This is a genomic window from Aeromicrobium jepli, assembly GCF_047246605.1.
Classification (GTDB): Bacteria; Actinomycetota; Actinomycetes; order Propionibacteriales; family Nocardioidaceae; genus Aeromicrobium.
Window position 1 is genome coordinate 66646 of the sequence record NZ_JBFOKO010000007.1, and the last position, 13469, is coordinate 80114.

General features: G+C 73.0%; 11 protein-coding genes. 3 read left to right on the forward strand and 8 right to left on the reverse strand.

Annotated features, from left to right (window positions below):
- Positions 1-2: 2 nt before the first annotated feature.
- Together amaB and AB3M81_RS13840 are read right to left on the reverse strand one after the other, a co-directional pair.
- On the reverse strand, positions 3-1505 hold the full coding sequence (gene amaB / locus AB3M81_RS13835; RefSeq protein ID WP_412904495.1) for an L-piperidine-6-carboxylate dehydrogenase: 1503 nt from the start codon (positions 1503-1505) through the stop codon (positions 3-5).
- Entirely contained in the window at positions 1502-2584 is a 1083-nt protein-coding gene (locus AB3M81_RS13840) for a saccharopine dehydrogenase C-terminal domain-containing protein (protein ID WP_412904496.1), read from the reverse strand. The genes amaB and AB3M81_RS13840 overlap by 4 nt, the downstream gene beginning before the upstream one ends.
- A 69-nt stretch (positions 2585-2653) precedes the next feature.
- Here AB3M81_RS13840 and AB3M81_RS13845 point away from each other — a divergent pair, with 69 nt between their 5' ends.
- Both AB3M81_RS13845 and AB3M81_RS13850 read left to right on the forward strand, forming a co-directional pair.
- On the forward strand, positions 2654-3541 hold the full coding sequence (locus AB3M81_RS13845) for a LysR family transcriptional regulator (RefSeq protein ID WP_412904497.1): 888 nt from the start codon (positions 2654-2656) through the stop codon (positions 3539-3541).
- Positions 3542-3645: 104 nt separating this feature from the next.
- Positions 3646-4353: a hypothetical protein gene (locus AB3M81_RS13850; RefSeq protein WP_412904498.1), complete on the forward strand. Its 708-nt coding sequence runs from the start codon at positions 3646-3648 to the stop codon at positions 4351-4353.
- On the opposite strand, the gene AB3M81_RS13855 is transcribed toward AB3M81_RS13850, so the two are convergent.
- The 3 genes from AB3M81_RS13855 to leuA are packed head-to-tail and all read right to left on the reverse strand — an operon-like array spanning position 4346 to position 8070.
- On the reverse strand, positions 4346-5647 hold the full coding sequence (locus AB3M81_RS13855; protein WP_412904499.1) for an ankyrin repeat domain-containing protein: 1302 nt from the start codon (positions 5645-5647) through the stop codon (positions 4346-4348). The genes AB3M81_RS13850 and AB3M81_RS13855 overlap by 8 nt on opposite strands.
- A complete protein-coding gene (locus tag AB3M81_RS13860; protein ID WP_412904500.1) occupies positions 5644-6294 on the reverse strand; it encodes a GntR family transcriptional regulator in 651 nt (216 codons plus the stop codon). Before AB3M81_RS13860 ends, AB3M81_RS13855 begins: the two co-directional genes overlap by 4 nt.
- Before the next feature lie 42 nt (positions 6295-6336).
- Entirely contained in the window at positions 6337-8070 is a 1734-nt protein-coding gene (gene leuA / locus AB3M81_RS13865) for a 2-isopropylmalate synthase (protein ID WP_412904501.1), read from the reverse strand.
- Between the two features lie 187 nt (positions 8071-8257).
- Here leuA and AB3M81_RS13870 point away from each other — a divergent pair, with 187 nt between their 5' ends.
- Positions 8258-9238, forward strand: coding sequence for a glutathione S-transferase C-terminal domain-containing protein (locus AB3M81_RS13870; RefSeq protein ID WP_412904502.1), 981 nt, complete (start codon positions 8258-8260; stop codon positions 9236-9238).
- On the opposite strand, the gene AB3M81_RS13875 is transcribed toward AB3M81_RS13870, so the two are convergent.
- The 3 genes from AB3M81_RS13875 to AB3M81_RS13885 are packed head-to-tail and all read right to left on the reverse strand — an operon-like array spanning position 9239 to position 13415.
- Entirely contained in the window at positions 9239-11362 is a 2124-nt protein-coding gene (locus tag AB3M81_RS13875; protein WP_412904503.1) for a transglutaminase TgpA family protein, read from the reverse strand.
- Entirely contained in the window at positions 11359-12498 is a 1140-nt protein-coding gene (locus AB3M81_RS13880; RefSeq protein WP_412904504.1) for a DUF58 domain-containing protein, read from the reverse strand. Before AB3M81_RS13880 ends, AB3M81_RS13875 begins: the two co-directional genes overlap by 4 nt.
- Before the next feature lie 2 nt (positions 12499-12500).
- Positions 12501-13415 carry an AAA family ATPase gene (locus AB3M81_RS13885; RefSeq protein WP_412904505.1) on the reverse strand — a complete coding sequence of 305 codons (915 nt, stop codon included), beginning with the start codon at positions 13413-13415 and terminating at the stop codon, positions 12501-12503.
- Positions 13416-13469: the final 54 nt, after the last annotated feature.

Sequence of the window (13469 nt, forward strand, 5' to 3'; positions counted from 1 at the left end):
CGTCAGCCGAAGTCGACGCCCTGCGCGAGCGGCAGCTCGGTCGAGTAGTTGATCGTGTTCGTCGTGCGGCGCATGTAGTTGCGCCACGCGTCCGAGCCCGACTCGCGGCCGCCTCCGGTGTCCTTCTCGCCGCCGAACGCGCCGCCGATCTCGGCGCCCGAGGTGCCGATGTTGACGTTGGCGATGCCGCAGTCCGAGCCGGTGGCCGACACGAAGCGCTCGGCCTCGCGCACGTCCATCGTGAAGATCGCGCTGGACAGGCCCTGGTCGACCGCGTTGTGCAGCGCGATGGCCTCGTCGAGGTCGCGGTACGTCAGGACGTAGAGCACGGGGGCGAACGTCTCGGCGCGCACGATGGCGGTCTGCTCGGGCATGTCGACGATCGCCGGGTGGACGTAGTGACCGCCCTGGACGCCCTCGGCGCGACCGCCACCGGTGAGCACCGTGCCGCCGTCCGAGCGGGCCTGGTCGAGCGCCTTGTCGAACGCCGCCGCGGCGGACTCGTCGATGAGCGGGCCGACGAGGGTGCCCTCGTCCAGCGGCGAGCCGATCGGCAGCGTCTCGTACGCGGCCGCGAGGCGCTCGACGAGCTCGTCCTTGACCGACTCGTGCACGATGACGCGGCGCAGCGTCGTGCAGCGCTGGCCGGCCGTGCCGACGGCCGAGAACACGATGCCGCGCACCGTGAGGTCGAGGTCGGCCGTGGGCGCCACGATCGCGGCGTTGTTGCCACCCAGCTCGAGCAGGCTCCGGCCGAGGCGGGCGGCCACGCGCGGCGCGACCTGCTTGCCCATGCGGGTGGAGCCGGTGGCCGAGACCAGCGGCACGCGCGAGTCGTCCACGAGCGCCTCGCCGACCTCGCGAGCGCCGATGACCACCTGCAGCAGGTCCTCGGGCGCTCCCGAGCGGCGGGCGGCCTCCTGCGCCAGCGCGCGGCACGCCAGCGCCGTCAGGACGGTCTTCTCGGACGGCTTCCACACGACCGAGTCGCCGCACACGAACGCCAGCGCGGAGTTCCACGACCACACCGCGACCGGGAAGTTGAAGGCGCTGATGACGCCCACGACGCCCAGCGGGTGCCACTGCTCCATCATGCGGTGGCCCGGCCGCTCGCTGGCGATCGTCAGGCCGTGCAGCTGGCGCGACAGCCCGACCGCGAGGTCGCAGATGTCGATCATCTCCTGGACCTCGCCGAGGCCCTCCGACACGATCTTGCCCGCCTCGATCGTCACGAGGGCGCCGAGATCCTCCTTGTGCTCGCGCAGCAGGTTGCCCAGCTCGCGGACGAAGCCGCCGCGCACGGGCGCGGGAACGGTGCGCCACTGCTCGAAGGCGGCGTGGGCCCGGCCGACCGCCTCGCCGACCTCGGTGGCCGAGTGCGCGCTCACACGGCCCAGCTCGGAGCCGTCGATCGGCGTGCGGCAGACGATCTGGCCGTCGGCACTGAACGGGTCGGGCGCGCCGATCCGCTCGAAGACCTCCGCGACGTTGGCTGCGATGCTCATGCGTCCACCTTCCCGTGCGTCTCGAACAGTCGTCCCGACCGGGTGGCCAGCAGGTCGGCCAGGCGGACGTCCTCCTGGCGGACGAAGCCCGTTCCCGGCAGCGTGCCGTTGGCGACGAGCTCGACGACCGCGACGGCCGAGGCGGCCGTCGTCCAGCTGATGGCGCGCCACACGCGGCCGTCGATCTCGATCGGCAGGTAGGCGCGGACGTGGTTGCGGCGGAACGGCTGGCCGTCGCTCACGCCCTCGACGGCGGCGTGCAGGTAGACGACGTCGTCGTTCACCGGCGGCTTCGCGTCGACGAGGATGCGGCCCACCAGCTCGCGCTCGTCGCGCAGGTTGAGCTCGTCGAACAGGAAGTGCATCTGGCGGAAGTGGCCCGGGTACCGCAGCGTCTTGTAGTCGAGGCGCTGCACGCGCCCCGCGTACGTCTCGCACATCGTGCCGAGGCCGCCCGACGTGAGCGCCGCCTCCAGCTCGATGCCGCCGATGAACACGCGCTCCTTCTCGGTCATCGCGGGCACGCTGCGGCGCTCGCCGGAGCGCAGGACGTCGCAGTCGTTGAGGTACTCGTTCACGACGCCCTCGGCCGACCAGTTGAAGGCGTAGCCGAGCAGGCCCGTCGGGTTCTGCGGCAGGGCGCCGACCTTGAGCTCGATGCTGCGGATCGAGGTGAAGCTCTCGGCGAGGCTCGCGCCGACGATGCCGATCAGGCCGGGCGCGAGGCCGCACTGGGGCACGAACACGTTGTCCGGGCGGTCCTTGGCCAGCTCGATGACGCGGTTCGTCGTGGGGACGTCCTCGGTGAGGTCGAAGTAGTGCACGCCGGTGTCGTACGCGGCCTCGGCCACCGCGATGTTGAGGTGGTACGGCAGGCAGGACACGACCGCGTCGGCGCCCTTGAGCGCGTCGCGCAGCTCGGCGCCGTCGGCGACGTCCAGCGTCCGGGTCTCAAAGCCCAGGTCGGGACGCTCGCGCGAGTCGAACCCGGTCACGGAGAAACCAGCGCGGACGAGCAGGTGGGCGACCAGCTCGCCGACCTTGCCCAGGCCGAAGACGGCGACACTCTCGATGTTCACGAGCCCATCGTCTGCCTGATGTTGCAGACTGTCCACCATAAGTTGCACTTACGTCCCGGAGGTGATCCCGTGAAGGACCTGCCCGACCCGACCCGGCTGAGGCTGCTCGTCGACGTCGCCCACCACGGCTCGATCGCCGGCGCCGCCCGCGCCAACGCCATCACCGCCTCGGCCGTGTCCCAGCAGCTCACCACGCTCGAGCGCGAGTGCGGCGTGCCCCTGCTCGAGCGGCTGCCGCGCGGCGTCGCACTGACGGCCGCCGGCGAGGTCCTGGCCGAGCGCGGGCGCAGCCTCGTGCGCCTGCTCGAGGCCGCGCGCGGCGACATCGACGGCTTCGACGACCACCTCGTCGGCCGGGTGCGCATCGGCTCGATCGCGTCGGCCGCGCAGGCCCTCGTGCTGCCGGCCCTCACCTCCCTGTCGCAGCAGCACCCCGGCCTCGACGCGACGATCACCGTCGCGGAGCCGCACGCGAGCCTCACGGCCCTGCAGGAGGGCCGCCTGAACCTCGCCCTCGTCGACGTCTACGAGCACGCCCCCATGGCCTTCCCCGCACGCGTCAACGCCACGTCCGTCCACCGCGAGTCCCTCGTGCTGATCGGCCGCGAGCCGTTCGCCCGCGGGACCACGCTGGCCGACCTCGCCGAGTCCCCGTGGGTCATGCCGCCGGCCGAGGCGGCGTGCGGCCAGGCCGTCAGGTACGCGTGCCGGCAGGCCGGGTTCGAGCCCCAGGTGCGCTGGGAGACCGACGACCTGCAGCTGCTGTCGGTGGCCGTCGCCGCCGGCCAGGGCGTGGCGCTGCTGCCGCGCCTGGCGATCGAGGTGGCGCGCCCCGGCCTGCACACCGCCGAGCCGGCGGGCGCGAGCCTGAGCCGCGAGATCCGCGCCGTGGTCCGCGCGGGCGAGCGCGACCGGCCGCTGCTGCGCGCCGTCACGGACGCGCTGCCGCGCGGCTGACCCACCCCGGTTCCGGGGGGTCACACGCGGCGCGCGCCGTGACACGGTGGACGGTGGGCCACTCGGCCCACGCTGCGTACGTCACCACCACAGGGGGAACCACCTTGCGCACTGCCCGACCCGTCCGGACCGCGCTCGTCGCCGTCGCCACCACCTCGCTGCTCGCGCTCGGCGCGTGCGGGTCCGACGACCCCGAGACGAAGGACGACTCCGCCGCGACGCGGACCGAGGCCACCGAGACACCGTCGGAGGAGCCCTCCGAGGCCGCCTCGACGGCCGGCGACCAGCCCGCGTGGGGCCACCCCGCGGACCCGAAGGGCGACAAGATCTCGACGTTCGAGGTCGGCGACATCAAGGTCGACGTCTACCAGGTCGGCACCGCGAAGGCGCCCAAGCAGGGCAGCTGGGTCGACCCCGAGACGAACAAGCCGATCATCGCCAAGGGCGACGACATCGTGTTCGTGAACTACGTCATCACCAACGAGGGCGACGCCGTCGACCTCGGCTCCTCGCTCGTCAGCGTCAAGCCGCGCTACGACGACTGGAAGTACATGCAGGGCATGGGCGGCATCACCGACTCCGCCCTCTACGAGCAGATGGGCGTCGCGAGCGCCGGCATCGCCCCCGGCGGATACCAGGAGTCGGGCGTGTACACGTTCGGCGCCGGGCAGCAGTACGCCTACGGCGAGAACTTCCACCACCAGGCGAACTCGCCCATCACGTTCGAGGCGACGGTCGTCCCGGTCGACGCCGAGGGCGAGCTGCTGCACGACCAGCGCATGGAGGGCAAGGGCACCGGCACGATCAAGTGACGGCGCGCTCGAGCACGCGCACGATGCGGTCGTACCCGGCCGCACGCGCGTGCTCGAGCGCCGTCACGCCGTTCTTGTCGACGATGCCCGTGTCCACGCCCGCCTCGACGAGCAGCGTCACGATCTGCTCGTAGCGCCGCGAGCCGTCGCCGAGGATCACGGCCTCGAGCAGCGCGGTCCAGCCGAGGTCGTTCACGTGGTCGAGGTCGACGCCGGTGCGGATCACGCGGCGGATGTAGTCGACGTGGCCGCGCTCCCCCGCCGGGATCGGCGAGAGGCCGCCGTACCGGTTCTCGATCGTGAGGTCGGGTCCCGCGGGCAGCAGCGCCTCGAGCATCGCGACGCTGCCCGTCACGCCGGTCACGAGCCACGGGGTGTCGTGCTGGTGGTCGAGCGCGTCCGGGTCGGCACCCATCGCGACCAGCAGGCGGGCGACGGCGACGCTGTCGTGCGTCGAGGCCAGCAGCAGCGGCGTCTGTCGCAGCTCGTTGCGGACCTCGAGGTCGGCCCCGGCGCGCAGAGCGAGGGCCGCGGCGTCCGCGTCGCCGTCGCGGGCCGCCGCGAGCAACCGGCGACCGGCGACCTCGGCGCTCACCTTCTCGGCGCGCTGGGCGCGTCGCAGCAGGCGGGCCTGGGGCTCCAGCCGGTGCCGCTCGGCCAGCTGCACCGGCGTGAGACCGTCTCGACGCGAGGCGATCCGCACGTCGGCACCCCCGGCGACGAGCACCCGCACGGTGTCGACGTACTGGCGCCGGCGCTCCGGCCTGGCGAAGACGAGGGCCTCGTGCAGGCCCACCCAGCCGAGCCGGTTCACGTGGTCGGGGTCGGCACCGGCCCGGAGCAGGCGGCCGACGATCCACGCGTGTCCGCGCTCGGCCGCCCGGATCACGCCGGTGCCGTCGAAGCGGTCGTGGACGCCGAGGTCCGCGCCGTGGCGCAGGGTCAGGTCCAGCAGCGCCCGCCGCCCCTCGCTCGCCGCGATGAGGTGCGCGCTCTGGACGGTGTCGTCCGTGGCGTTCACGTCGGCGCCCGCGGCGATCAGGCGGCGCGCCGCCTTCACGTCGTTCTCCCACGCCGCCGCGATCAGCCGGGTGTCGAGCTGGTCCTGGTCGAGGTCCATCAGCGGGTCCTTCTGCGAGGGGGACGGGGAGGCGGTGGTCGGCGGCGTCGTGGGCGTGGCCGAGGTGGTCGCCGCGGGGCGCTCCGCGCGGTCGTCCCCGGACGACTGACAGGCGGCCAGCAGAAGCCCGGCCGACGCCACGACCGCCGCGACGTTCGCGGTGCGCCGGCTCATGGCCGCGTCCCCCTGGTGCGCAGGGCGTTCTCGACGGTGGTCCGCGCGTGGTCCTCGGTGAGCCGGCGGGCGCGGTCCGCGTCGCCGCTCGCGATCGCGTCGAACAGCGCGACGTGCTCGGCGTGGATCGGCGCCGGGTCGGTGTGCTGCGTGAGCAGCCAGCGGCGCCGCTGCGACACCGTGCCGAGCACCTCGTGCGCCATCGTGCCCTCGGCGAGCGCGGCGAGCTCGTCGTGGAACCGGCCGTTGGCCGCCACGGCCGCGTCGACGTCGCCCCGGTCGATGGCGTCCCGCGCCTCGTCGAGCACGGCGCGCAGTGGAGCGAGAGTCTCGCCCGTGGCGGTCGCCGCGACCCGGCCGACCAGCACCCGCTCGAGGGCGGCGCCGACCTCGGCCAGCTCGGCGATCTGCTCGGGCTCGTAGGCCCGGACCGCGATGCCGCGGGTGTCCCGGTCGACCGCGAAGCCCTCCAGCACGAGCGCTTGGAGTGCCTCGCGGACCGGGATCCGCGAGACCCCGAGGTCGGCCGCGATCGTCCGCTCCACCAGGCGGCTGCCCGGCGCGTGCGTCCCGGCGATGATCCGCTCGCGGATCAGGTCGCGGACGTCATCGCGGAGGGGACGGAACGAGGTCGGGGCCGTTGGCATACCAAAACGGTATACCAACGGCCCCGAGGTCGGTCTGAGTCGTCAGCCCACCGGGATGGTGGTGGCCTCCGCACGGTTGGCGGCGCAGACCACGGCGCGCAGCGACGCGGTGACGATGTTCTCGTGGATGCCCACGCCCCACACGACCTCGCCGGCGATCTCGCACTCGACGTAGGCGGCCGCCTTCGCGTCGCCGCCGGAGCTGAGCGCGTGCTCGCTGTAGTCGAGGACGCGGATGTCGGCCCCGGCCTGGCGCATGCCGTCGACGAACGCCGCGACGGGACCGTTGCCCTCGCCCTTGAACGAGCGCTCCTGGCCGCGGACGACGAGGTCGACGACCTGCTCGTCCCGGCCGTCCTCGGTCGTCACCGACGTGAACCGCGTCAGCGAGTAGGGCTCCTCGCGCTCGAGGTACTCGCGGGTGAACGCGCCCCAGATCTCCTCGGGCTGGATCTCGCCGGCCTCGCCCTCGCTCATCGACTGGATGGCGCGGCTGAACTCGATCTGCAGGCGGCGCGGCAGGTCCAGCTGGTGCTCGGTCTTCATGATGTACGCGACGCCGCCCTTGCCGGACTGGCTGTTGACGCGGATGACGGCCTCGTACGTGCGGCCCACGTCGTGCGGGTCGATCGGCAGGTAGGGCGCCTCCCACGGCAGCTCGGCGACGGGAACGCCCTGCTCCCTGGCCTGGCGCTCCAGGTCCTCCAGGCCCTTCTTGATCGCGTCCTGGTGCGAGCCGCTGAACGCCGTGTAGACCAGGTCCCCCGCGTACGGGTGGCGCGGGTGGACCGGCAGGTTCGTGCAGTACTCGACCGTGCGACGGACCTCGTCGATGTCGGAGAAGTCGATCTGCGGGTCGATGCCCTGGCTGAACAGGTTCATGCCCAGCGTGACCAGGTCGACGTTGCCGGTGCGCTCGCCGTGGCCGAACAGGCAGCCCTCGACGCGGTCGGCGCCGGCCATCATCGCCAGCTCGGTCGCGGCGACGGCCGTGCCGCGGTCGTTGTGCGGGTGCAGCGAGATCGCCACGACGTCGCGACGGCTGATGTTCCGGCTGAACCACTCGATCTGGTCGGCGTACGTGTTGGGCGTGGCCATCTCGACCGTGGCGGGCAGGTTGAGGATGATCTCGCGGCCGGCCTCGGGCTGCCACACGTCCATGACGGCCTCGGAGACCTCCAGGCTGAACTCCAGCTCGGCGCCCGTGAAGATCTCGGGGCTGTACTGGTAGCCGAAGGCGGTGTCGCCCAGGTTCTGCTCGGCGTACTTCATCACCAGCTCGGTGCCGCGGGTGGCGATCGCGCGGCACTCGTGGCGGTCGACGTTGAACACGACGCGGCGGAACAGGGGCGCGACGGCGTTGTACAGGTGGATGTTGGCGCGGTGGGCGCCGACGAGCGACTCGGTGGTGCGCTCGATCAGGTCCTCGCGGGCCTGCGTCAGCACCGAGATCGTGACGTCGTCGGGGATCGCGTCGCCCTCGATCAGCGAGCGGACGAAGTCGAAGTCGGTCTGGCTGGCCGACGGGAAGCCGACCTCGATCTCCTTGTAGCCCATGCGCACCAGGAGGTCGAACATGCGGCGCTTGCGGGCGGGCGTCATCGGGTCGATGAGCGCCTGGTTGCCGTCGCGCAGGTCGGTGGACAGCCAGCGCGGGGCCTGGGTGATCTGGTTCGACGGCCACGTGCGGTCGGGCAGGTCGATGGGGGTGAAGGCGCGGTAGCGGCCGAACGGCATGGGCGACGACTGCTGGGGCGAGACAGGGTTGTTCTTCATGGGAGGTCTTCCTCGGGGCTCGACGAGCGTTTCAGCGGTCGGTCATGACGAACACCGCGCCGAGGGGTCCGACCTTCAGAGGACCTCGACGCGGCAGCGAAGGAGGAGGTTCGCGATCCGCATGATGGCCTCATCGTACACCGGCGACCGGGCGCGATCCTCGCCGCCGGTGGCTAGGGTCGGAAGCATGGCCACCGACGAGCACGCGACCACCGGCTCCTACGTCAAGGCGGGCGCCGCCTTCGACCGGGACATGAACTACATCCCCGACCGCATCACGAAGGGCGGCGGGGCGCCCGTGGACGACCGGGCGGGCACCGGCAAGCCGGCCGTCGCCGATGCCCCGACCTGGCCCGTGGAGCCCGGCCGCTACCGCCTCGTCGCGGCGAAGGCGTGCCCGTGGGCGACCCGTGCGCTCATCGTGCGCGACCTGCTCGGGCTGCAGGACGTCATCAGCGCCGGCCTGCCCGGGCCCACGCACGACGCGCGCAGCTGGACGTTCGACCTCGACCCCGGCGGCGTGGACCCGGTGCTCGGCATCGAGCGCCTGCAGCAGGCCTACTTCGCCCGCTACCCCGACTACCCGCGCGGCATCACGGTGCCCGCCATCGTCGAGGTCGCCAGCGGCCAGGTCGTCACGAACGACTTCCCGTGGATCACCCACGACCTGTTCTTCGAATGGCGCGAGCACCACGGCCCCGACGCTCCCGACCTGTGGCCCGCCGAGGTCCGCGACGAGATGGAGCAGGTCATGGAGCGGATCTTCACCGAGGTCAACAACGGCGTGTACCGCTGCGGCTTCGCCGGCTCGCAGGAGGCGTACGACGCCGCCTACGACCGCCTGTGGGAGGCGATGGACTGGCTCGAGGCGCGGCTGGCCGACCGCCGCTACCTGATGGGCGATCAGGTCACCGAGGCCGACGTCCGGCTGTACACGACGCTCGCGCGCTTCGACGCGGTCTACTACTCGCACTTCAAGTGCAACCGGAACCGGCTCGTCGAGATGCCGAACCTGTGGCGCTACGCCCGCGACCTGTACCGCCAGCCCGCGTTCGGCGACAACACGGACTTCGAGCAGATCAAACAGCACTACTACGTCGTGCAGACCGACATCAACCCGACGCAGATCGTGCCGAAGGGCCCCGACCTGTCCGTCTGGGACGACTGATCACCGCAGCAGCGAGCGCGGCATGACGCGCGCGAGCCAGCGCACGCGCGGGCGCTGGGCCGCCTGCAGCGAGTCCACCACCTTGCGGGCCTCGTCGAGGCGCGGCGCGGTGGCGCCGCCGGCGTAGCGGTCGCGCTCCACCTCGGTCACGAGCAGGCGCAGGGCGTCCGCGTCCACCCCGTGGTCCTCGAGTCGGCGGGCGAACCCGCGGGGGGTCTCGGAGCGGTCGGGCTCGATGCCGAGGTCGCGCGCCGTGTCGGACACCTCGCTCCACAGCGGCTCGGTGGACCCGGACCCCGCGCTCCAGCGGCGGCGACGACGCACCTGCCGCACGATCCCGGGCACGGCGCCGAGCACCGCCACGGCCATGAGCGCGACCAGCGCGGGTCGCCACGAGCGGCCCGTCTCCTGCTCCGCGTCCGTCGACGAGCCGCCGTCGCGGGCGTCGCGCGGGCTGCCGGACTCGTTCTCCGCCGCCTCGGGGACCTCGGAATCGTCGGCGCCCACGCCGCCGCCCTCGGCGGTCTCGGGGAACGAGGTCTCCTCCCCCACGCCCGGGGTCGCGTCGAACGGGACCCAGCCGAGGTCCGGGAAGTAGGCCTCGGTCCAGGCGTGCAGGTCGTCGGAGTTCAGGGCGTACGTCGTGGACTTGGTCGTGCGGCTCAGCACGTTGTCGCCCGGCGCGTAGCCGACGGCCACGCGGGTGGGCACGTCGAGCAGCCGTCCCATGACCGCCAGCGTCGAGGCGAAGTGGACGCAGTAGCCCGTGCGCTCGACCAGGAACTCGGCCATGGCCTCGAGCCCGTTGCCGTCGAAGCCCTGCTCGACGGGCGCCTGGATCGAGTACGTGAAGGCGCCGCGGAGCCAGTCCTGCAGCGCGACCATCCGGTCGTAGTCGTTGGTCGCCCGGCCCGCCTCGGCCCGCGCGAGCCGCTCGATGATGGGCGGCACCCGGCGCGGCAGCGCGCGGTACGCGTCGAGGTCGTCCCCGGGCTTGTCGAGCGCGCGGACCTGGTCCGCGGTGGGCTCGCGCTCGAGGCTGACGACCGTGTACGTCTGGTCCTCGGTCGTGGTGGGCTCGATCGCCCGGACCGTGGAGCCGTCGCGCAGCCACTCCCACTGGCCCTCGAGCCCGCGGATCTCCAGCGCCGGGTCCGGCACGGGCAGGTACGTCGCACGCAGGCTCTCGATGCGGACGTTCGTGGTGGCTTCACGCGTCGCGATGCCGTCCGCCACGACCGTGCCGTCGGTCGCCTCGTCCGTGATCACGGGGCTCGGACTCCACGTCTCGCCGTCGAAGTTCCGCAGCACCGCGGCCTTGAGGTAGACGCCGTCCTCGGAGGTCGTCGTGTACGTCAGCACCCGGCGGCCGTCGGACTGCCGCAGGTTGCGGCCGAGCTCGATCATCGGGTTGATGCCGCGGGTGAACATGCGGGTGCTCGAGACGCCCAGGTCGCTGGAGGTCGGCTCGATCGCCGGCGTCAGCATGGGCACGACGAGCGCGAAGACCAGCGCGCCGAGGGCGGTGATGACCGCTCCCCCGCGCGGCACGAGCCCCACGTGCGCTGTCTCGGACCACCACAGCCACAGCCAGGCGAGCGCCGTCCCGGCGAACACCCACCACGGTGGCGTCTCCATCGAGATGACGCTCGGCACGACGAGCATCGTGGTCCACAGTGCGCCCAGCAGCGGGACGCGCCACGTCTGCCGGGCGACGGCGTCGGCGAGGACGAACGTCACCGCGAAGGCGAAGGCCACGAGCAGCACGACCGACTCGGGCGGGTCGATCGGCGCGGCCTGCTCGACGATGACGACGCGTGCCCGGTCGACGAGCCGGCCGAGCGCGTCGAGCGTGGCCGGCGTGGGCAGGCCGAACGCCGTGCTGCCGGGGACGAAGACCCACACGATCATCAGGGCCGAGGTGACGACGCCCGCGGCGGTCGCCAGCGCCGGGGCGACGAGGCGCACCAGCACGATCGCCACGGCCGCCGGCACCAGGACGGCGAGCACGAGGACCACCCACCCCGCGCCGCGGAACAGCGAGTCGAAGCCGCCGAGCAGCGTGATCGCGGCCAGCAGGACCACGAGCGTGTCGAGCGCCTCGGCGCGGCGGTCGCGGGTCATGGCACCGGCACCCCCACGGGCCGGGACCACAGGTCCGCGAGGTCGTCCGACGTGTCGCGCACGACGACGTGCCAGCCGGCGCGCGCCAGGGCCGCGGTGGCCTCGTCGCTCGTGCCGCGGGCCACGAACGCGACGGTGTCGCGTGAGCCGACGGACTGCAGGAGCCGCTCGGCGCCGGAGGAGTCGAGCCGGCCGGTCAGGACGAGGGTCGTGCGGTCACGCGCCGGCAGCGGCACGGACTCCGTGCCGGGCTCGACCAGCGCCAGGACGACGAGCGCCTCCCGCAGGCCGTGACCGGCGTCCAGCGAGACGGCGGCGCTCCCGGCGGCGAGGTCCACGTCGTACCGGCGGTCGGCGTAGTGGCTGACGATCGAGGCGGCGGCCGAGACGCTCCACTCGAAGCCCGCCTGGTCGTGGACGCGCGGCTCGGTGTCGAGGACGACGAGGAGGGTGGGACGCAGCTCGGACTCCTCCTGGCGCACCATCGGCTCGCCGTGGTGGGCCGTCGCCTTCCAGTGCCAGCGCTTGAGCGCGTCGCCGGGCAGGTAGGGCCGCGCGATGACGTCGTCCTGGCCGAGTCCCGAGGTGGGGTGCATCCGGCTGGTGCCGTCCGTCCCGCCGCCGGGTCCGTCGCGCGAGTCGAGCGGGCGACGCCGGGGCAGGACGACGAAGCGGTCGTGGCCCGTGGCGCTCAGGGTGCGCTCGGCGAGGCCGAACGCGTCGCCGACGACCACCGTGAGCGGCCCGACCTCGTGGCTCCCGCGCCGGCGGCCCTGGACCTCGTACCGCAGCCGCGCGCCCGTGCGGGACGTCGGCGGCACCGTGCCCTCGGCCGTGCCGCGCAGCGTCGTCGGCAGGCGGTCGCGCCAGCGCGTCGCCACGACCGGCAGGGCCGTGCGCAGGGCGACGTCCAGCGTGACCTCGACGGGCTCCTCGGGCTCGACGATCGAGGGGTGGACCGAGCGGCGCGCCTCGAGCCGGGCGCCGGCGAGCAGCACGATGAGCAGCGCCGCGATGACCAGCCCCGCGCACAGGCAGGCGACCGGGAGCAGCGCCGGGATGCCACCGAGCACGGCCAGCGCCAGGCTCGCGGCGGAGACCGCGATGAGGGCGACCGAGCGTCGGGTGAGCCGCATGGTCAGACCGGGACCTGGCGCAGCAGATCGGTGACGATCTCGTCGGCGGTGCCCCCGCCGCGCAGCGGCACGAGGCGGTGGCCGAACACGGGGACGGCCAGCTCGGCGACGTCGTCGGGCAGCACGAACTCGCGGTCGCGGATCGCGGCGAGCGCCTTGGCGGCGCGGACCAGCTGCAGCGTGGCGCGCGGGCTGGCGCCCAGGCGCAGGTCGCCGGACTCGCGTGTGGCCCGGGCCAGCGCGACGACGTACCGCTCGACCGACTCCGCGACGTGGATCGCGCGAGCGTGGGCGATCATCTTCTCCAGGTCCTCGGCCACGATGACGGGCTCGAGCAGGTCGGAGGGGTCGCGGTCGTCGCGGTCGCGCAGCATCGCCAGCTCGGCCTCCGCGTCCGGGTAGCCCAGCGAGATCCGGGCCATGAAGCGGTCGCGCTGCGCCTCGGGCAGGACGTACGTGCCCTCCATCTCGAACGGGTTCTGCGTCGCCACGACCATGAACGGCACGGGCAGCGCGTAGGTCGTGCCGTCGACCGACACCTGGCGCTCCTCCATCGCCTCGAGCAGCGCGGACTGCGTCTTGGGCGAGGCGCGATTGATCTCGTCGCCGATCACGAGGTTCGCGAACACCGCGCCGGGCTTGAACTCGAACTCCGAGACGGCCTGGTTGAACACCGAGACGCCCGTGACGTCCGACGGCAGCAGGTCCGGCGTGAACTGGATGCGTCGGACCGAGCAGTCGACCGAGCGGGCCAGGGCCCGGGCGAGGGCCGTCTTGCCCACGCCGGGCACGTCCTCGATGAGCAGGTGACCCTCGGCGAGGGCCACCACGAGCGTCATCTCGATGGCGGACTGCTTGCCGTCGATGACGGTCGCGACGTTGTCGAGGACCGACTGTGCTGCCGCCGCGAAGTCCATGGAGAGATCCTAGGCACACCCCTCAATCCTCGGCACGGCTTCGGCCGGACCCCG

Excerpts from the sequence above, each read along its gene's own strand:
- amaB (WP_412904495.1), bottom strand. The coding sequence starts at position 1,505 with ATGAGCATCGCAGCCAACGTCGCGGAGGTCTTCGAGCGGATCGGCGCG.
- AB3M81_RS13855 (WP_412904499.1), bottom strand. The coding sequence starts at position 5,647 with ATGAGCCGGCGCACCGCGAACGTCGCGGCGGTCGTGGCGTCGGCCGGG.
- AB3M81_RS13860 (WP_412904500.1), bottom strand. The coding sequence starts at position 6,294 with ATGCCAACGGCCCCGACCTCGTTCCGTCCCCTCCGCGATGACGTCCGC.
- leuA (WP_412904501.1), bottom strand. The coding sequence starts at position 8,070 with ATGAAGAACAACCCTGTCTCGCCCCAGCAGTCGTCGCCCATGCCGTTC.
- AB3M81_RS13870 (WP_412904502.1), top strand. The coding sequence starts at position 8,258 with ATGGCCACCGACGAGCACGCGACCACCGGCTCCTACGTCAAGGCGGGC.
- AB3M81_RS13875 (WP_412904503.1), bottom strand. The coding sequence starts at position 11,362 with ATGACCCGCGACCGCCGCGCCGAGGCGCTCGACACGCTCGTGGTCCTG.
- AB3M81_RS13880 (WP_412904504.1), bottom strand. The coding sequence starts at position 12,498 with ATGCGGCTCACCCGACGCTCGGTCGCCCTCATCGCGGTCTCCGCCGCG.
- AB3M81_RS13885 (WP_412904505.1), bottom strand. The coding sequence starts at position 13,415 with ATGGACTTCGCGGCGGCAGCACAGTCGGTCCTCGACAACGTCGCGACC.